16 protein-coding genes are annotated in these 17,885 nt (G+C 66.6%); 12 read left to right on the top strand and 4 right to left on the bottom strand.

Annotated elements, in window-relative coordinates:
* Positions 1-15: 15 nt before the first annotated feature.
* A complete protein-coding gene (gene map / locus ACLIJ1_RS05355) occupies positions 16-837 on the bottom strand; it encodes a type I methionyl aminopeptidase (protein WP_411364434.1) in 822 nt (273 codons plus the stop codon).
* A gap of 125 nt (positions 838-962) precedes the next feature.
* Here map and ACLIJ1_RS05360 point away from each other — a divergent pair, with 125 nt between their 5' ends.
* The 6 genes from ACLIJ1_RS05360 to ACLIJ1_RS05385 all read left to right on the top strand — a co-directional run bounded on the left by ACLIJ1_RS05360 (position 963) and on the right by ACLIJ1_RS05385 (position 10,281).
* Positions 963-1,613, top strand: a complete 651-nt coding sequence (locus ACLIJ1_RS05360) for a hypothetical protein (protein ID WP_411364435.1) — start codon at positions 963-965, stop codon at positions 1,611-1,613.
* A gap of 93 nt (positions 1,614-1,706) precedes the next feature.
* Positions 1,707-5,714 (top strand): phosphoribosylformylglycinamidine synthase, encoded by a 4,008-nt coding sequence (purL, locus tag ACLIJ1_RS05365; RefSeq protein ID WP_411364436.1) that lies wholly within the window; start codon positions 1,707-1,709, stop codon positions 5,712-5,714.
* 4 nt (positions 5,715-5,718) lie between these two features.
* Entirely contained in the window at positions 5,719-6,543 is an 825-nt protein-coding gene (locus tag ACLIJ1_RS05370) for a phytanoyl-CoA dioxygenase family protein (protein ID WP_411364437.1), read from the top strand.
* A gap of 9 nt (positions 6,544-6,552) precedes the next feature.
* Positions 6,553-7,518, top strand: coding sequence for a DUF808 domain-containing protein (locus tag ACLIJ1_RS05375; RefSeq protein ID WP_411364438.1), 966 nt, complete (start codon positions 6,553-6,555; stop codon positions 7,516-7,518).
* 124 nt (positions 7,519-7,642) lie between these two features.
* Positions 7,643-8,173: a hemerythrin domain-containing protein gene (locus tag ACLIJ1_RS05380; RefSeq protein WP_411364439.1), complete on the top strand. Its 531-nt coding sequence runs from the start codon at positions 7,643-7,645 to the stop codon at positions 8,171-8,173.
* A 149-nt stretch (positions 8,174-8,322) separates the two neighbouring features.
* A complete protein-coding gene (locus ACLIJ1_RS05385; RefSeq protein ID WP_411364440.1) occupies positions 8,323-10,281 on the top strand; it encodes a M66 family metalloprotease in 1,959 nt (652 codons plus the stop codon).
* A 9-nt stretch (positions 10,282-10,290) separates the two neighbouring features.
* Here the strand turns inward: ACLIJ1_RS05385 and ACLIJ1_RS05390 are convergent, their stop codons facing one another.
* A complete protein-coding gene (locus ACLIJ1_RS05390; RefSeq protein ID WP_411364441.1) occupies positions 10,291-11,205 on the bottom strand; it encodes a hypothetical protein in 915 nt (304 codons plus the stop codon).
* Between the two features lie 67 nt (positions 11,206-11,272).
* Positions 11,273-11,644 (bottom strand): hypothetical protein, encoded by a 372-nt coding sequence (locus tag ACLIJ1_RS05395; protein WP_411364442.1) that lies wholly within the window; start codon positions 11,642-11,644, stop codon positions 11,273-11,275.
* A gap of 40 nt (positions 11,645-11,684) precedes the next feature.
* Here ACLIJ1_RS05395 and ACLIJ1_RS05400 point away from each other — a divergent pair, with 40 nt between their 5' ends.
* From ACLIJ1_RS05400 to ACLIJ1_RS05415, 4 genes are read left to right on the top strand one after another with little or no spacing between them, the layout of a single operon-like run.
* Positions 11,685-12,467 carry a DUF3011 domain-containing protein gene (locus ACLIJ1_RS05400; protein ID WP_411364443.1) on the top strand — a complete coding sequence of 261 codons (783 nt, stop codon included), beginning with the start codon at positions 11,685-11,687 and terminating at the stop codon, positions 12,465-12,467.
* A gap of 18 nt (positions 12,468-12,485) precedes the next feature.
* Positions 12,486-13,400: a transporter substrate-binding domain-containing protein gene (locus ACLIJ1_RS05405; protein ID WP_411364444.1), complete on the top strand. Its 915-nt coding sequence runs from the start codon at positions 12,486-12,488 to the stop codon at positions 13,398-13,400.
* 4 nt (positions 13,401-13,404) lie between these two features.
* Positions 13,405-13,761, top strand: a complete 357-nt coding sequence (locus ACLIJ1_RS05410; RefSeq protein ID WP_411364445.1) for a hypothetical protein — start codon at positions 13,405-13,407, stop codon at positions 13,759-13,761.
* Positions 13,758-14,297, top strand: coding sequence for a DUF4234 domain-containing protein (locus ACLIJ1_RS05415; protein ID WP_411364446.1), 540 nt, complete (start codon positions 13,758-13,760; stop codon positions 14,295-14,297). The genes ACLIJ1_RS05410 and ACLIJ1_RS05415 overlap by 4 nt, the downstream gene beginning before the upstream one ends.
* A 9-nt stretch (positions 14,298-14,306) precedes the next feature.
* Here the strand turns inward: ACLIJ1_RS05415 and ACLIJ1_RS05420 are convergent, their stop codons facing one another.
* Positions 14,307-16,304, bottom strand: coding sequence for a peptidase U32 family protein (locus ACLIJ1_RS05420; protein WP_411364791.1), 1,998 nt, complete (start codon positions 16,302-16,304; stop codon positions 14,307-14,309).
* Between the two features lie 55 nt (positions 16,305-16,359).
* On the opposite strand from ACLIJ1_RS05420, the gene ACLIJ1_RS05425 reads away from it, so the two are divergent.
* Positions 16,360-17,121 carry an alpha/beta fold hydrolase gene (locus ACLIJ1_RS05425; protein ID WP_411364447.1) on the top strand — a complete coding sequence of 254 codons (762 nt, stop codon included), beginning with the start codon at positions 16,360-16,362 and terminating at the stop codon, positions 17,119-17,121.
* Positions 17,121-17,885, top strand: coding sequence for a DUF1624 domain-containing protein (locus ACLIJ1_RS05430; protein ID WP_411364792.1), 765 nt, complete (start codon positions 17,121-17,123; stop codon positions 17,883-17,885). Before ACLIJ1_RS05425 ends, ACLIJ1_RS05430 begins: the two co-directional genes overlap by 1 nt.

The following is a 17,885-nucleotide window of genomic DNA, read 5'->3' on the forward strand; positions in this document are numbered from 1 at the left end:
CGCAGGCTCCCGGATTCAGCAGGACGTGGTGGTGACGAACGAAGGCAGCGGCGGGCTGCCGGCTGAGAGGGTCAGCACCTCGTAGCCCGTCGGCGTGACCAGCACGGTGTGTTCCCACTGGGCCGAGAGCGAGCGATCGCGCGTGACGATGGTCCAGCCGTCGCCCATCTCCTTGATGTCGCGCTTGCCGGCGTTGATCATGGGCTCGATGGTGAAGGTCATGCCGGGCTTGAGTTCTTCCAGCGTGCCGGGGCGGCCGTAGTGCAGCACCTGCGGGTCTTCGTGGAAACGCTGGCCGATGCCATGTCCGCAGAACTCGCGCACCACCGTGTAGCCGTTCCCTTCGGCAAAGGTCTGGATCGCGTGGCCGATGTCGCCCAGGCGAACGCCGGGCTTGACCATCACGATGCCCTTCCACATGGCTTCGAACGTCACCTGGGTCAGACGGCGGGCCTGCACGCTGCAGGCGGCTTCGCCACCGATCAGGAACATGCGGCTGTTGTCGCCGTACCAGCCCTCGGGCGTGATGACGGTGACGTCGACGTTGAGGATGTCGCCCTTCTTCAGCGGCTTCTCGTTGGGAATGCCGTGGCAGACCACGTGGTTGATCGAGGTGCAGAGGTGGCCGGGGTAGGGCGGGTAGCCGGCGGGCTGGTAGCCGACCGTGGCCGAGCGCGTGCCCTGCTGCTTCATGTACTCGGCCGACAGGCGGTCGATTTCCAGCGTGGTCACGCCGGGCTGGATGTGGGGGGTCAGGAAGTCCAGGACCTCGGAGGCCAGTCGGCAGGCGGTGCGCATGCCGGCGATCCCGGCCTCGTCTTTGAAAGTGATGCTCATGGGGCAGGATTATCCCGTGACCCGCAACCGTTTGAAACGAAGGGTGAAATCGCCACTTCTTGCTCTGGGCCACTTCTATACTGCGCCGCTCTCCCTTCCCACGATTGAATGAAAGAGGCGTTTGCATGAAGAAGCTGCATGTCGCGGGCCTGAGCCTGCTGGTCCTGTCCGGTTCCGCCATGGCGCAGGGTGTTGGTGTGTACGGCGTCGCCGGCTCCGGCGGTCTGGGCGTGGGTGTGAACCTGCCGGTCGGCCCGGCGGTTGCGCTGCGTGGCGAGATCGCCCAGCTCAAGCAGTCCGACACCTACACCGAGGACCAGATCACCTACAAGGGCGACGTCAAGCTCAAGGGCAATGGCGTGTTTGTCGACTTCCGCCCGTTCCTGGGGGCGTTCCGCCTGGTCGGCGGCGCGACCTTCGGCGGTACCTCGGCCTCGCTGCAGGCGCAGGCCACCGACGGCACCGTGACGATCGACGGTCAGCGCTTCAACGCCGCCGGCAACGCGCTGCGCGCCGACATCAAGTACCCGAGCACCATGCCTTACCTGGGCGTCGGCTGGGGCCACGGCCGATTCAACGAACGCGGTCTGACCCTTGCATTGGACCTGGGCGTGAGCATCGGCAAGCCCAAGGTCACGCTCACCGGCTCCGGCGGCCTGCTGGCGCAGCCCGGCGCGCAGTCGGCGATCGCCGCCGAGCAGAGCAAGGTGCAGGACGACCTGAACGGCACCAAGGTGCTGCCAGTGATCAAGTTCACCGTCGGATATCAGTTCTGACCGGTCGGTGCGCCGCAGGGCGGCGGGTAAAATCGCGGGTTTCCCCCATCCCCGGGACGCGCCCCGCGCCCGCCAGCCCCAAGGCCACCCACCGTGACCCTGCATCTGCGCTTTTTTGACGGCGGCAATGCCGTCAGCGACTTCAAAGTCCAGCAAATCCTGCCCCGTCTGCAGGGCATCTCCGACAAGATCACCGGCCTCTCGGCCCGCTTCGTGCACCTGGCGTCATTCGACGCCGCGCCCGACGCCGCCACGGTGGACCGCCTCGCTCAGCTGATGAGCTACGGTGCACCTGCCACCGAAGCACACTTGGCCGCCGAGAAGGCAGGAGCTCCCGCGCTGCTGGTCATGCCGCGTCTGGGCACCGTCTCGCCCTGGGCCTCCAAGGCCACCGACATCGCGCACAACTGCGGCCTGACGCTGCACCGCGTCGAGCGCCTGGTCGAATTCCGCATCGGTCTGAAGAGTGGCCTGCTGGGCAAGGCCAGCCTGGCGGACGAGCAACTGCGCGCAGTGGCCGACTTGTTGCACGACCGCATGACCGAGGCCGTGACCACCGAGCGCGGCCAGGCCGAAGCGCTGTTCACCGAACTGCACCCCGCGCCGATGGAGCATGTGGACGTGCTGGGTGGTGGGCGCGCGGCGCTCGAAAAGGCCAACGTGGACTGGGGCCTGGCCCTGGCCGACGACGAGATCGACTACCTGGTCAACGCATTCAATGGTCTGAAGCGCAACCCGACCGACGTCGAGCTGATGATGTTCGCGCAGGCCAACAGCGAACACTGCCGCCACAAGATCTTCAACGCGCAGTTCACCATCGACGGCGTGGCGCAGGACAAGAGCCTGTTCGGCATGATCCGCCACACGCACCAGACGAGCCCGCAGCACACCATCGTGGCGTACTCGGACAACGCGTCCATCATGGAAGGCCACCAGCTCGAGCGCTTCGTGGCCCGTGCGGATGTGAAGGCGTCGCCCGCCTACCAGGCCGAGGCCGCGACACACCACATCCTGATGAAGGTGGAAACCCACAATCACCCGACCGCGATTTCCCCATTCCCCGGCGCCTCCACCGGCGCGGGCGGCGAGATCCGCGACGAGGGCGCGACCGGCCGCGGCTCCAAGCCCAAGGCCGGCCTGACCGGCTTCACCGTGTCCAAGCTCTGGGGCGGCATGAGCGACCAGCCGGGAGGCAAGCCCGAGCACATCGCCAGCCCGCTGCAGATCATGACCGAGGGGCCGCTGGGCGGTGCCGCGTTCAACAACGAGTTCGGCCGCCCGAACCTGCTGGGCTATTTCCGCGAATACGAGCAGGAAGTGGGCGGCGTGACCCGCGGCTACCACAAGCCCATCATGATCGCGGGCGGCCTGGGGCAGATCGACGCCACCCAGACCAAGAAGATCGATTTCCCGGCCGGCACGCTGCTGATCCAGCTGGGCGGCCCGGGCATGAAGATCGGCATGGGCGGCGGCGCCGCCAGCTCCATGGCTACCGGCACCAACGCCGCGTCGCTGGACTTTGACAGCGTGCAGCGCGGCAACCCGGAGATCGAGCGCCGCGCGCAGGAGGTCATCAACCACTGCTGGGCGCAGGGTGACAAGAATCCCGTGCTGTTCATCCACGACGTGGGTGCGGGCGGTCTGTCCAACGCCTTCCCCGAACTGACCAACGACGCCGGCCGCGGCGCGCGTTTCGACCTGCGCGCCGTGCCGCTGGAAGAGAGCGGCCTGGCACCCAAGGAAATCTGGTGCAACGAGAGCCAGGAACGCTACGTGCTGGCCATCGCGCCCGAGTCGCTGGAACAGTTCAAGGCCTTCTGCGAGCGCGAGCGCTGTCCGTTCTCGGTCGTCGGTGTGGCGACCGAAGAGCGCCACCTGTCGCTGGTCGATGAGGGCAATGAGAGCCCGGTTGACATGCCCATGGACGTGCTTCTGGGCAAGCCGCCCAAGATGCACCGCGACGTCAAGACCGTGCAGCGCCAGTTCCAGCCGATGGACATGACCGGCGTGTCGCTGGAAAAGGCCGTCATCGACGTGCTCAGCCACCCGACCGTCGCCTCCAAGCGCTTCCTGGTCACCATCGGCGACCGCACCGTGGGTGGCCTGTCGCACCGCGACCAGATGGTCGGCCCCTGGCAGGTGCCGGTGGCGGACTGCGCCGTGACCCTGGCCGACTACGCCGGCTTCGCCGGTGAAGCCATGTCCATGGGCGAGCGCACGCCGCTGGCGGCGATCAACGCCGCCGCTTCAGGTCGCATGGCGGTGGCCGAAGCCATCACCAACCTGCTCGCCGCACCGATCGAGCTGCCGCGCGTCAAGCTGTCCGCCAACTGGATGGCCGCCTGCGGCGAACCCGGTGAAGACGCCGACCTCTACGCCACGGTCAAGGCCATCGGCATGGAACTGTGCCCCGCCCTGGACGTGTCGGTGCCGGTGGGCAAGGACAGCCTGTCCATGCGCACACAGTGGACCGCCGAGGGCGAAAAGAAGAAAGTCACCTCGCCGGTGAGCCTGATCGTGACCGCCTTCGCGACGCTGGCCGACGTGCGCGGCACGCTCACGCCGCGGCTCAACCGAGACATCGACGACACCACCCTGGTGTTGGTGGACCTGGGCAAGGGCCGCAACCGCCTGGGCGGCAGCGTGCTGGGCCTGACGTTGGGCCAGCCGGGCGACGAAGTGCCCGACCTGGACAGCCCACAGGACCTGATCAACCTCGTCAACGCGGTGAACGCGCTGCGCGCCCAGGGCCAGATCCTGGCCTACCACGACCGCTCGGACGGCGGCCTGCTGGCCGCCGCGGCCGAAATGGCCTTTGCCGGTCACGTGGGCGTGTCGCTGAACGTGGACATGCTGGTCACCGAAGGCGACGGCATTTCCGACAGCCGCATGGACACGGGCGATGCCAAGAACTGGGCACAGCAGGTCAGCGCGCGCCGCGAGGAACTGACCCTCAAGGCCTTGTTCAGCGAAGAGCTGGGCGTGGTGCTGCAGGTGAAGACCGCCGAGCGCAACGCCGTCATGCAGACCCTGCGCGAGCACGGCCTGAGCAAGCACAGCCACTTCGTCGGCAAGACCCGTCCGGCGTCCTCGTCCATCGACGTGGGCAAGGGCGAACTGCAGGTCTGGCGCGACACCAAGGCCGTGTTCAGCGCCTCGCTGTTCGACCTGCAGCAGGTCTGGGACAGCGTGAGCTGGAAGATCAACCAGCAGCGCGACAACCCGGCCTGCGCCGACAGCGAACATGCGGCCGCCGGCCTGGCCCAAGACCCGGGCATGCACGTCAGCCTGAGTTTCGACCCGTCTGACAACGTGGCTGCGCCGTTCCTGAACCTGAGCCGTCCCAAGGTCGCGATCCTGCGCGAGCAGGGCGTGAACTCGCACGTGGAAATGGCCTACGCCTTCACGCAGGCCGGCTTCGAGGCCTACGACGTGCACATGACCGACCTGCAGTCGGGCCGCGCGAAGCTGGCCGACTTCAAGGGCGTGGTCGCCTGTGGCGGTTTCAGCTACGGCGACACGCTGGGCGCCGGCATCGGCTGGGCGCGCAGCATCACCTTCAATCCGGTGCTGTCCGAACAGTTCCAGGGCTTCTTCGGCCGCGCCGACACCTTCGGACTGGGCGTGTGCAACGGCTGCCAGATGTTTGCCGAGCTGGCCGACATCATCCCCGGCGCCGAGGCCTGGCCGCGCTTCACCACCAACCAGAGCGAGCGCTTCGAGGCCCGCCTGTCGATGGTGGAAGTGCTCGAATCGCCCAGCCTGTTCCTGCAAGGCATGGCCGGCAGCCGCCTGCCGATCGCGGTGGCGCACGGCGAAGGCTTTGCCAACTTCAAGCACCGCGGCAACCCGGCGCAGGCGATTGCCGCCATGCGCTTCGTGGACAACACCGGCGCCGCCACGGAGCAGTACCCGTTCAACCCGAACGGCAGCCCGGGCGGCCTGACGGCGGTGACCACGGCCGACGGCCGCTTCACGGCCATGATGCCGCACCCCGAGCGCGTGTTCCGCAACATCCAGATGAGCTGGACCAGCGGCGACCTCAACGCCCACAGCCCGTGGATGCGGATCTGGGGCAACGCCAGGAAGTTCGTCGGCTGACCACATGGCCCGCCGACATGAGCTGACCGCCGACACCGTGCAGGCCTACGCCCGCGACGGGGCGGTGGTGCTTCGAGGCGTGATGAACGCTGACGAGCTGCGCACCCTGGAGTCCGGCATCGAGCACAACCTGGCCCACCTGAGCCCGCTCGCTCTGGTGGCCAGCGAGCCCGACGACCCGGGCCGTTTTGTCGAAGACTTCTGCACGTGGCCGTGCAACCCGGACTACCAACGCACCCTGAAGGACTCGGCCCTGCCGCATCTGGCGGCGCAGCTGATGCAGAGCCAGGCGGTGCGCCTGTACCACGACCACCTGCTGGTCAAGGAGGCCGGCACCCGCCAGCCAACACCATGGCACCAGGACCAGCCCTACTACAACGTCGGCGGGACGCAGAACGTGAGCTTCTGGATTCCGGTGGATCCGGTGCCGCTGGCCAGCACGCTGCGCTTTGTGGCCGGCTCGCACAGTGGCACCTGGTACATGCCGCGCACCTTCCGTGACCAGCAGGCGAAGTGGTTCCCGGATGGAACACTGGCCGAGTTGCCGCCCATCGACGCCGAGCCCGCCACCTACCGGCAGCTGGCCTGGGCCCTGGAGCCCGGCGACTGCGTGGCGTTTCACATGCTCAGCCTGCACGCCAGCAGCGGCACCGGCCCCGGCCTGCGGCGGCGTGTGTTTTCGGCCCGCTACCTGGGGGACGACGCTGTGCACGCCCTGCGCCGCTGGCGCACCTCGCCGCCGTTCCCCGGACTCGATCAACGCCTGCCCGACGGTGCGCCGATGGTCGATCCACTGTTCCCCGCCGTCTGGCCCACAAACCGACCCTGACCAATCACCATGGCCTCCAGCCTTTTTGTTCTGCTTGACGACATAGCCACGATCCTTGACGACGTGGCGGCGATGACCAAGGTCGCGGCCCGCCAGGGCATGGCCGCCGCCGACGACGTGAGCGCCATGACGGGGCTCGCGGCCAAGAAGACCGCGGGGGTGCTGGGCGATGACCTGGCGCTCAATGCGCAGCAGGTGACCGGCGTCAGCGCCGAACGCGAACTGCCGGTGGTCTGGGCGGTGGCCAAGGGCTCGCTGCTGAACAAGGCGATCCTGGTGCCGGCGGCCCTGGCGATCAGCGCGGTCGCGCCCTGGGCGATCACGCCGCTGCTGATGCTGGGCGGCCTGTTCCTGTGCTTCGAAGGCGCCGAGAAGCTGCTGCATGCCTTCCTGCACAAGAAGAGTGAAGACGACGCGCACCACGCCGAGCTGGTCAAGGCGGTGGCCGACGAGAAGGTCGATCTGGTCGCCTTCGAGAAGGACAAGGTCAAAGGCGCGATCCGCACCGACTTCGTGCTGTCGGCCGAAATCATCGTCATCACGCTCGGGACGGTGGCCGACGCGCCATTCGCGCGGCAGGTCGCCGTGCTGGTCGGCATCTCGATCATCATGACCATCGGCGTCTACGGTCTGGTCGGTGGCATCGTCAAGCTCGACGATCTGGGCCTGCACCTGACCCGCAAGGCCTCTTCGGCGGCACAGTCGTTCGGGCGTGCGATTCTGGTGTTCGCGCCCTGGCTGATGAAGGCACTGTCCGTGGTCGGTACGGCCGCCATGTTCCTGGTCGGCGGCGGCATCCTGCTGCACGGCGTGCCGGCCCTGGGCCACGCGATCGAGCACTTCGCCGAAAGCCTGGGTGCCCTGGGCGGGGTGGTGAACAGCCTGGCCGGCGGCCTGGCGGGGCTGCTGGCGGGCGCCGTGTGCGTGCTGCTGTTCAACCTGTTCAACCGCATGCGGGGTCAATCCGCACACTGAATGATCGCGAGGCCTTGACCTGAATCAAGGCCATTCCTGCACTGGTGTCTAGACTGGCCCTCAGATCGTGAGTGTGCTGAAGAAGTCCTTCGGCGGGCTCACGGGAACCCCCGAGAGGAGCACCATGAACAAGACCGACACCAACGCGCCGATCAGCAACTTCACCAACTGCCACAGCGGCATCATCAAGCGCCTGGGCGCGCTGGACGAACTGCCCGCGCTGCTGGAGCCCGCGGCCCGCGCCCGCCAGATCGCTGAGGAGTCGCTGGAGTTTTTCCGCGAAGCGATCTTTGAACACCACCTGGAAGAAGAGCGCGAGCTGTTTCCTGCGGTGATCGCCAGCGCGCAGCCCGGCGATGAGCTGGAACGCGTCAAGGCCATGACCAGGCGCCTGACCGAAGAACACCGCATGGTCGAGGCGCTGTGGAAGCGACTCGAAAAGGGCCTCAAGCAGGTGTCCAAGGGCCAGAGCACCGATCTGGACATCGGCGAAGTGCAGCGGCTGGTGACCGAATACACCGCCCATGCCCGCTACGAGGAAGCCGAATTCCTGCCGCTGTCCGAACAGATCCTCGGTCGCAACAGCAACCACATGGCGGCGTTGGGCCTGAGCCTGCACATGCGCCACGCCAAACCGGTCGCTGCCTACATCTGACCGCCCGGTTGCCGCTGGCGACCACTCATCCACCCGTGTGCCGAAAGGCCACGGGTTTTTGTCGTGTCGTGACGGAGTACCGCCGGCAGGGGTGCCAGCCGCGGCTACCATCCGCGCCTGCGATGGACACACTCCGCGGACGACGCCTCATGTTTGACCGGCCTTTCAAGCCCCTGGGATGGGGGGCGCTGCTCCTGACGCTGGCTGCGTGCGGCGGGGGCGAAACCGATTCCCCGACCGACAAGTCCGGCGACGGCGCGCGCCTTGCAGCCACGGCCGACGCTGGAACGGAAAAGCTCGGTCAGGCCATGGTCGCCCGGAACCTGCACAAGCCCTACAGCATGGTGCGTGTGCAGTCCATGGAACTGGCGCAGACCCACGTGCTGCCCCTGAGCGGCAAGAGCTGGGTGATGACCGGGGCCTCCGAGTCGATCCACTTCGTCGGTCAGCGCTCGGCGCTGGCCCTGGTCAAGCTCACTACACCCTACCCGGCATCGCCCGTGCTGCAAGGCTGGCTCAACGGAGCGCTGGTCGGCGAGGTGGCGCTCAATGCACCGGCTTTGTTGCCCCGCACGGAGGCCAGTGGCCCCGCCTACGCCACCGACCGCCACAGCGCGGTGGTGCCGGCGGCCTGGATGAGCAGCGGATTGCAACTCAGTGTGCGCGCGGCCAACCTGGGCTCCAGCCGCCTGCAGGCGGTGTCGGTGGGGGCCGACATGACCGTCAACCTGCGCATCCTGCCGTTCTATCTCTATGGCGCCGACGACACCGACATGCCGTTTGCGCAGGCCAGCGGCCCCAACGCGGCCACCGTCAACGAGCTGTTCGCCAAGTGGCCGGTGTCAACGCTCAACGTCAACCTCCATCCGGCACAGCGCGTGAACTGGCCCTACCTGGTGCTGCCCCCTGACGGCACCAACGCGGCCTACATTGCCAACAACAAGGACGAAGAGAAGGTCCAGAGCTCGCCGGCCGTCTCGCTGGGCACCGTGCTGGGCACGCTGGGCGACGTGATGCGGGCCAATGGCGAGAGCGGCCAGAACGTGCAGTACTACGCGCCGACCATCATGCAGAACAGCGCGGGCGCCTACAAAGGGCCGGCGGGTGGTCTGGGCTCCGTGGGCGGGGATACGGGTGCGGGCGATTCGTCCTACACCGGCGTGTTTGTGCACGAGCAGGGCCACGCCATGGACCTGAGCCATGTCGGTGAAGCCTACGATGGCAACAGATACCCTTACCTCTGGGGCAGCCTGGCGGGCTCGGCCTGGGGCTACGACGCGGTCCGCAACGAGTTCCTGCCGCCGTTCATGCCGACCACGTCGTCGCGCTACAGCGGCTGCGCCAGCCACACCTTCGGCGGCCACGCGCGCGCCATCGACGCCCAGGGCCGCTGCGTCAAGCAGGACCCGATGCAAAGCGGCGCGGGCGACCAGGACCCTTCGTACAAGTTCGCCACCTTCTCCGACGCCAGCACCGGCATCATGCAGCGGCACATGGAGGCCACCTACGTGGTGCCCGATGCCGCGCGCGCCAGCGGCTACAAGGTCTGGGACCGGACGGCAATGCGCTGGACCGACTACACGCCCGCGACCACGTCCTATGCGCAGGACGGTCTGCTGGGCAACTTCCCGGTGCAGAAAAACGTGCCGGTCACCACCATTGCACTGACCATCAGCAAGGCCGGCACAGCCGGCGCAACCCAGATCTACCCGTCGTTTTCGTACACCGGCAACCTGATCCAGCAGATCGACCCGACCGACGCTGCCCAGCGCACCAACATCAACCCGCTGGCGTCCTGGAGCCAGAACGTGCCGTGGCGCTGGTACTGCGTCAACTCCGGCTGCGACTACACCGTGAAGGTGACTTACGCGGGTGGAACGGTGCGGCACGTCCTGCTGCAGGGCAGCTTCCGCGCCTTCAACGATCCGGACGGCGCCTTCAGGACAGGCGCCACCGATCCGCTGCAATCGGCCAGCTTCCGCCGCTTCGTGATCAACGTGCCCGGCGAGGTGGCGATCTCCAGGGTCGAGCTGCTGGACACGCCGTCGGCCTGGAAGGGCTTGCCGGTGAGCCCAGTGGTGCTGGCTTGCCGGGGCACGGGCTGCTGAGGCTGCGGCTCAGCGGGCGGCCGCGGCCAGTGGCGGTGTTTCCGGCTGCGGCGCCATCTGCTGTTGCGGCGCGTCCTGCGAAGCGACCGCAGCCGAAGGCGCTTCCTTCTGGCGGTTCAGTGCATCCTGCACACCGATCTCGCTGATCCCGAATTCCTGCTTGATGCCGATCGTGTGACCATCCTTGCTCAGGAACACGCCCTGGACGGCACCGCGCGCGGGGTTGTCTGACGCGGTCAGGGCGGCCGAGCGGGCGAGGGCGTCGACCTGTTCCGGGGAGTGGGAGCCGACCAGCTGTCGCCCCAGCGAATCGGTGGCCATCTGGTGGACCCGCTGCTGTTCGGGTGTCAGGGGGGTGGTACCGGCGTCGGCGCGTGGCTGTGTGCGTGTGACGGTGCCCGGCTGAAATCCCTCGACCTTTTTCATGCCGTCGAGCAGGGCACTGAACTCCTTGTCGTTCAGGTCGCTGATCTTCTTGCCGCGCAGGTCGACACCCTGGCGGTCGCCTTCGGCATAGACCGACTTGGCATAGGCGTCGGTGTTGGCCTTGCCGCTGTAGTCATCGATCGCGTAGCCCTTGAGCATTTCCGGGATCGTTTTGTCGCCATGGCTTTCGCGCAGCAGTTGCGCCTTGGCGGCGCGGCCGGCGGCTTCGGTTTCGAACACCGCGTTGCCCCACTGGTCCAGTGCGACCACGCCCTGGTACCTCTTTTGTGCCGCGGCCAGCGCCTCGTCCTTGGTACGGGTGGTGTGCACCGTCTTGTCGGCGCTGTTGGCGTAGCCGAACTTGAGGTTGCCCGGATTGTTGTTGCGCCAGGAGACTGTGCCTCCTTCGCGCGTTTCGACCGAGCCGTCGTCCATCTGGTAGACGCGGGTCGTGCCTTCGGTCCTGATGAGGCCAGTGATCTTGTTGGGGTCACCCATGTTTTTGCTCCCTGTGAAATGCAGTGCTTCAGGCGCACTGCCCGCCTTGGGACGCCAGGCGTCGCGTTCAGCGGACGGTCACGTCCTTGAGGTGGTACTTGCCGGAGCGGCTGACGCGGCAGTAGGGCGTGCCCTTGAGCACCACGGTCTTGCCGACATGGGGAGCCATCAAAGTGCTTTCCACCGGGATGACGAGGGTGGTCTGTTCCCCGCAGTCGGCCTTGTCGTCAAGCTTCAACGGTGTGGCGAGCTCCAGACCGTAGGCCTTGAGGCCGGCGCCCTCGCCGGGCTGGCCGAACTCGACAGGGCCGACGATCTTGCCGGTGAACTCGCCGGACTGGTTGACGGCCGGCCCGCCGGTGGCGGCACAGGCGGTCAGGGCAATGAAGAGGGTGCTGGCGGAGGCGGCCAGCGTCAAAGAACGTGCAAGTCTAGGCATCGAAATCTCCCTGAAAAAAGACGAAGTTGAGTATACGTAGGTGCTGGTACTGGTGCGTTTTGGCAACTCTCGCACTGGGTTTCGTGAAGAAAATCCTTCTGCATTGAGGCATCATCTCCATTGGGCGACCGCGGCGGAAACCCTGTGGTACGCGTTTTCGAGTCCGCAATCATTTATGGAGGATCACATGCCAGGTTTCAACTTTCAACGCGCGCTCAGCGCCACGATGTGCGTGGTCCTGGCCGTCGGACCGTTGGCCGCACAGGCCCAGTCAACCATTCGCTGTGAGAGCGAAAGCTATCGCTACCGCTATTGCCCCATCCGGACCGACAGCCGCGTCAACCTGATTCAGCAGCTTTCGAAGACTGGCTGCCGGGAAAACCGCACATGGGGTTACGACCGTGGTGGTGTCTGGGTGGACCAGGGATGCGCCGCGGAGTTCAGGGTCGGAGGCGGGGGAGGTGGCCTGTCGCATGGCGAGAAAACGGCACTCGGCGCCATCGCGGGGATTGCCATTCTTGGCGCCATTGCCAACAGCAAGAACAATTCGAGCCAGCAGGGAGATGTCTCTTCCTGGGCAGTCGGCAACTTCAGTGGCTACGACAGTTACGAGGGTTCCAACGTGCAGGTCAATATCCTGCCAGGCGGCAATCTCTCGGGCTACGCCGGCAACAACAGCTTCAGCGGCTATGTGCGCGGCAACCGCATGGAGGCAGGGCGCCACGTGTTCTACATCTCGCGCCAAGGCAACGGCTTTGAAGCCGTCGACGACCGCGATTCCAGCCATCGGGTCATTTTTCAGCGCACCGGTGGCGGTTACTGATCAGGAGGGAGCAAACACATGACCAAGACAAATCACCCCAATTTCGGCCAGCGCCTGATGCAGGTCGCGCTGGCAGCCTCACTGGCCCTGGGCGGAGCCAGCGCCTTCGCACAGGCACAGACCAAGACACCCCGCGCCAGTGGATACGTACCGACCGAGACGGATGTCGTTGCACGTCCGGCGCGCCCCGATGTGGCGCCGGTCTACCGCGGCCCGAGCGAAGACACCCTGGCCACCATCCGCCAGCGCGGCACGATCCGCATCGGCGTCGTGCCCGACGCTCCCATGGTCAACGTCAATGCCAAGGGCGAACTCAGTGGCTACAGCGTCGATCTGGCGCGCCGCCTGGCCAATGATCTGGGCGTCGACATCGAGTTCGTGCAGACCTCCTGGCCGCAGGTCGTTCCCGATCTGCTGGGGCACCAGTTCGACGTGATCATCTCGGGTCTCTGGGTCACCGTGCCGCGCGCGCTGGTCGTCAACTTCACCCAGCCCACCGTGGTCGAAGGTGTGCACCTGGTCGCGAGCCAGAAGCTGACCCCGAACGCGCGCTCCCTGGGAGACTTCAACAAGCCGGACGTGCGCATCGCGGTCGATGCCAACACGGTGCAGGCCCAGCTGGCCAAGCGCATCTTCCCCAAGGCCACGCTGGTAACCGATGTCGCCGACCCGCTCGAAGCCGTGCGCGCCGGCAAGGCCCATGCCACGCTGCTGCCGACGATCGCACCGGCGATGGTCGAAGAAAAGGGCGCCGGTCAGTTGCGTCTGCCGCTGGACAAGCCTCTGGCCACCACGCAGGCCGCCATGGCGATCCGCAAGGGCGACGCCGATTTCCTGAACCTGCTCAACACCTGGCTCTCGCTGCAGCGCGACGACGGCTGGCTCGACGATCGCGCCAACCACTGGAGCACGCAGGGCGAAGCGGCGAAGTGACACGGTGAGCAAAGGGAGCGCCCCCGAGCACTGGCGCGTCGAGGGCAGCGACAGTGTCGCTGTCCTGAACATCCCCGGCCTCAACGGCCGGGGACGTGTTTTTGACGTCGACGTCAGCCTGCTGGTGAACGTGCCGGCGGCGGTGATCGATGGCGCCTGGCTGGAACTGACCGTGGAGTTCGACGGCCGGCGCCAGTGGTCACGCCGCATCCCCGCCCACAACCCCGGCCAGACCGACGGTCTGGACTACCACCAGCGCCTTCGCCTCGAAGCGGAAGAGGGCATTCGCATCCGTGCGCTGGCGGCGGTCAAGGGCGTGGGCGTGAAGGAACTGGTGGTGGAAGCGCGGGAGGAGGGATGAGTGAGTCCCTTGTCAGTGAGGGCCTTGGCGCAACGTCTCATGAGGTCAAGGCCCAGCCCGTCTTCTTCGCGGTGTCGGCGCGCAAGCTGGTGGTGCTTTCGATCTGCACTTTGGGCATCTATCAGACCTACTGGATGTACCGGAACTGGAAGCTTGTCCGGGATCAGGGAAGTGAGTCCCTTTCGCCGGCACGTCGCACCGTGCTGGCGGTTTTCTTCGCCTTTCCGCTGTTCCGGCGCATCCTGAGACACCAGTCGGCGCCCGATGCCAGCCGTTGGGCGGCCGGGCCGATCGCCACCGGGTGGATCGTTCTATGTCTGCTGGGGTGGTTGCCCGCTCCCTACGGATTGCTCACATACTTCCTCGCGATGTTCATCGTCGTACCGGTGCAGAACGCCGCGAACACAGTCAATCGCGCCCTCGCGCCTGACCACGCGCCAAATGCGCGCATTGCGGGGCTGGACTGGCTGGTCGTCGTCCCCGGCGGCCTGCTGCTGGCGCTCGGGTTGGTCGGGTCGCTGCTGCCGCCGGCCTGACGCCCTGGCTCAGGCCGACTGTTGTGGCCGTGTCCGGTAGAACTTCACCGGGCTTTCAGGCACCGCGTTCAACACACTGCGCTTGATCTTGCCGACCACGTGCATCTCGCAAGGCTTGCAGTCGAAGCGCAGCGTCAGTTTCTCTTTGCCGTTGATCAGCTGCATGGGTTCGGCGCGCACCGTGCCCTGCACGCCGGTCACGCCCTTGGCCTGTTTGGGGCAGAGGCTGAGGCTGAAGCGCACGCAGTGCTTGGTGATCATCAGGCTGACTTCGCCTTCTTCCTCGTGGCTTTCGTAGGCCGCGGCGATCACCTTCACACCGTGCTTTGCGTAGAAGTCGCGCGCCTTGTGGTTGAACACGTTGGCCAGATAGGTGAGCGTGTCTTCCGGGTAGTTCACCGGCGGCTCGACCGGCTTGGCGCGCGGCAGGCGGTGCCAGGCCGCGGCGCGCGCGCCTTCGAGGCGTTCCACCGCATCGCGGCGCAGGGCGTTGAGCTGCGAGGCCGGCACGAAACGCGGGCCCTGGAGGTTCAGCGTCACGTCCAGCGGCTGGAACAGGGTATCGCCCAGGCGGGAGAGGTTCTCGCGCAGCTTGGCGTCGGCCTGGTTGGGGTCCTTGGCGTCCTGCAGCGGGCCGGGCAGGGTGGCTTTGCCGCTGTGGCCGTCTTCGTCGGTCACGGTCAGGCTCAGGCCCTGGGCGGTTTCATCCAGCGTGAGCCAGGCGCCGATGCGGCGTTCGGATGACTTGCGCTCCAGTCCGCGCACCCAGTCCATGTCGCGGTTGCGGTTGACTTGCACGCCCTTGCGCAGGTCCTTGAAGCCTTCCATCGGGTCTTTGGGAAACACCTTCCAGAGGCCCTTTTTGTTCACGGCCTCAGCCCGGTTGATCTGCAGGCCCACCAGTTCCTTCTGCAAGTCCAGGTAACACAGGCCGTCGCCGTTGTGGATGACCGTGTCCTTGTCATCGGTCTGCAGTTCGACGAAGTTGGGACCGGTGGCGGTCACGTGGCCGATCGGTCGGCCGGGGTTCTTGGGGGTGTCGAAGGCGCCGATGTCTTCCTTGCGGCCCTGCACGAAGTAGTCGGTGAACTCGCGGTTGAAGTTCTGGTCGGGGTCGGGCTGGAAGTGGAAGGTGCATTCGCCGCTGCTGGCGCGGGCCAGCGGGCTTGATGAGTTCTGGCGTTCTTCCAGGATGTCATCGAGCAGCACGCGGTAGTGCGCGGTGATGTTCTTGACGTAGGCCATGTCCTTGTAACGGCCTTCGATCTTGAAGCTGCGCACGCCAGCTTCGATGATCTCGCGCAGGTTGTCGCTCTGGTTGTTGTCCTTCATCGAGAGCACGTGCTTGTCGTGCGCCACGATGCGGCCCTGGCTGTCTTTCACCTCATAAGGAAGGCGGCAGGCCTGCGAGCAGTCGCCGCGGTTGGCGCTGCGGCCGGTGTGGGCGTGGCTGATGAAGCACTGGCCGCTGTAGGCCACGCAGAGCGCGCCGTGCACGAAAAATTCGAGGATGGCGCGGCCCGGTGCGACCTTCGGCCCGAGCGCGGCGTCGATGGCGGCGATCTGCTGCAGCGTCAGTTCCCGCGCCAGCACGATCTGCGACAGGCCTGCGTCCTGCAAAAAGCGGGCTTTTTCAGGCGTGCGGATGTCGGTCTGGGTGCTGGCGTGCAGCTGGATCGGCGGCAGGTCGATTTCCAGCAGGCCCATGTCCTGGATGATCAGCGCGTCCACGCCGGCGTCGTACAGCTGCCAGGCCAGCTTGCGCGCCTGCTCCAGCTCATCGTCCCGCAGGATCGTGTTCATCGTCACGAAAATGCGGCTGTTGTAGCGGTGCGCGTGCTGCACCAGGCGGGCGATGTCTTTGACCTCGTTGTCGGCGGTGGCGCGGGCGCCGAAACCGGGGCCCCCGATGTAGACCGCGTCGGCCCCGTGGTTCACGGCCTCGATGCCGATGTCGGCGTCGCGGGCGGGGGCAAGCAGTTCGAGTTGGTGGGGCAGCATGGGCAGGAGCAGGCAGAATCAGGGCCAAACGACGAACCCGATATTTTCCCGGAGATCGCCCATGTCTGCACCCCTAGACCTTTCCCGCACCAGCATCGTTCTCGTCCACGGTTCCTGGCATGGCGCCTGGTGCTGGAAGCGCGTGCTGCCGCTGCTGCGGGGTGCCGGGGTCGATGCCCACGCCGTGACGCTCACCGGTGTTGGCGAGCGGGCGCACCTGCTGAGCCCCAACGTCGGCATCAAGACCCATATCCAGGATGTGACTGGCCTGATTGAGGCCGAAGAACTGGAGCGCGTGGTGCTGGTCGGCCACAGCTACGCCGGCAACCTGATCACCTGCGTGGCCGACCGGCTGCAGCGCTCGCACCCTGGCCTGCTCAAGCACCTGGTCTATCTCGACGCCGGCATCCCCGATCCGGGCAACAGCTGGAGCTCACCGCACTCGCCCGAGACCGTGGCCAAGCGCGCGGCCGAGGCGCAGGACACCAGCGGCGGACTGAGCTTTCCGCCGCCAGACGCCAGCGTGTTTGGCCTGAGCGGCGCCGACCGCGATTGGGTCAACCGCCGCCAGACGCCGCAGCCTTACCGTCTGTACCACGAGACCCTGCTGTTCGACCCGGCCCTGGTCTGGGCAGTGCCGCACAGCTTCATCGACTGCACCAACCCGCCGCTGCCGACCATCGACGCCGCGCGCAAGCGCGTGCGCAGCGAGCCCGGCTGGAGGGTGTACGAACTGGCGACCGGCCACGACCCGATGGTCAGCGCGCCGCGGGAGCTGGCGCAGCTGCTGCTGTCGATCCACCATCAGTCGTGCCTGGACTGATGTCGGCCGCGCAGCGCGCTCCGACGCCGCGGCTGGACCGCATCGACTTCCTGCGCGCGGTGGCGATGCTGTGGATGACGGTGTTCCATTTCTGCTTCGACCTGACCTACTTCGGGTTCACCGAGCAGAACTTCTACGACGACCCGTTCTGGACCTGGCAGCGCACCTGCATCGTGAGCCTGTTCCTGTTCACCGCCGGTTTGTCGCAGGCGGTGGCGGTGGAGCAGGGGCAGCGCTGGCCCCGGTTCTGGAGGCGCTGGGCGCAGGTCGCGGGCGGGGCGCTGCTGGTGAGCCTCGGCTCGTGGCTGATGTTCCCGGACACCTTCATCTACTTCGGCATCCTGCACGGCATCGCTGCCATGCTGATCCTGGTGCGGCTGACGGCGGGCTGGGGCGTCTGGCTCTGGCCGCTGGGGGCGCTGGCGATCTCGATGAAATGGGTCGCCCCGCTGGTGATCGCTGCGCTGCCATCGCTGGCCTTTCTCAACCACCCCGGCTTCAACGCTCTCGGGTTCATCAGCCGGTTGCCTGTGACGGAAGACTACGCGCCGGTGCTACCCTGGCTGGGCGTGATGTGGTGGGGGTTGGCGGCCGGGCGCTGGATGCTTAGGAACCGCCCGCAGTGGCTGGGCGCGGACGACGCCCGGGCGGTCGGGCCCAAGCGCACGCTGGTGGTGCTGGGACGCTGGAGCCTGTCGTATTACCTGCTGCACCAGCCGGTGATGATCGGTCTGCTGAGCGCCGTGGTCTGGTGGCGAGGCTGA

It is taken from the genome of Hydrogenophaga sp. RWCD_12 (genome assembly GCF_046604225.1).
Taxonomy (GTDB): Bacteria; Pseudomonadota; Gammaproteobacteria; order Burkholderiales; family Burkholderiaceae_C; genus Hydrogenophaga.

Bases quoted from the DNA above. Each gene is read 5' to 3' on its own strand.
- ACLIJ1_RS05375 (WP_411364438.1), top strand. From the start codon at position 6,553: ATGGCCTCCAGCCTTTTTGTTCTGCTTGACGACATAGCCACGATCCTT.
- ACLIJ1_RS05425 (WP_411364447.1), top strand. From the start codon at position 16,360: ATGTCTGCACCCCTAGACCTTTCCCGCACCAGCATCGTTCTCGTCCAC.
- ACLIJ1_RS05395 (WP_411364442.1), bottom strand. From the start codon at position 11,644: ATGCCTAGACTTGCACGTTCTTTGACGCTGGCCGCCTCCGCCAGCACC.
- ACLIJ1_RS05415 (WP_411364446.1), top strand. From the start codon at position 13,758: ATGAGTGAGTCCCTTGTCAGTGAGGGCCTTGGCGCAACGTCTCATGAG.
- ACLIJ1_RS05370 (WP_411364437.1), top strand. From the start codon at position 5,719: ATGGCCCGCCGACATGAGCTGACCGCCGACACCGTGCAGGCCTACGCC.
- ACLIJ1_RS05385 (WP_411364440.1), top strand. From the start codon at position 8,323: ATGTTTGACCGGCCTTTCAAGCCCCTGGGATGGGGGGCGCTGCTCCTG.
- ACLIJ1_RS05430 (WP_411364792.1), top strand. From the start codon at position 17,121: ATGTCGGCCGCGCAGCGCGCTCCGACGCCGCGGCTGGACCGCATCGAC.
- ACLIJ1_RS05380 (WP_411364439.1), top strand. From the start codon at position 7,643: ATGAACAAGACCGACACCAACGCGCCGATCAGCAACTTCACCAACTGC.
- ACLIJ1_RS05360 (WP_411364435.1), top strand. From the start codon at position 963: ATGAAGAAGCTGCATGTCGCGGGCCTGAGCCTGCTGGTCCTGTCCGGT.
- ACLIJ1_RS05405 (WP_411364444.1), top strand. From the start codon at position 12,486: ATGACCAAGACAAATCACCCCAATTTCGGCCAGCGCCTGATGCAGGTC.
- map (WP_411364434.1), bottom strand. From the start codon at position 837: ATGAGCATCACTTTCAAAGACGAGGCCGGGATCGCCGGCATGCGCACC.
- ACLIJ1_RS05390 (WP_411364441.1), bottom strand. From the start codon at position 11,205: ATGGGTGACCCCAACAAGATCACTGGCCTCATCAGGACCGAAGGCACG.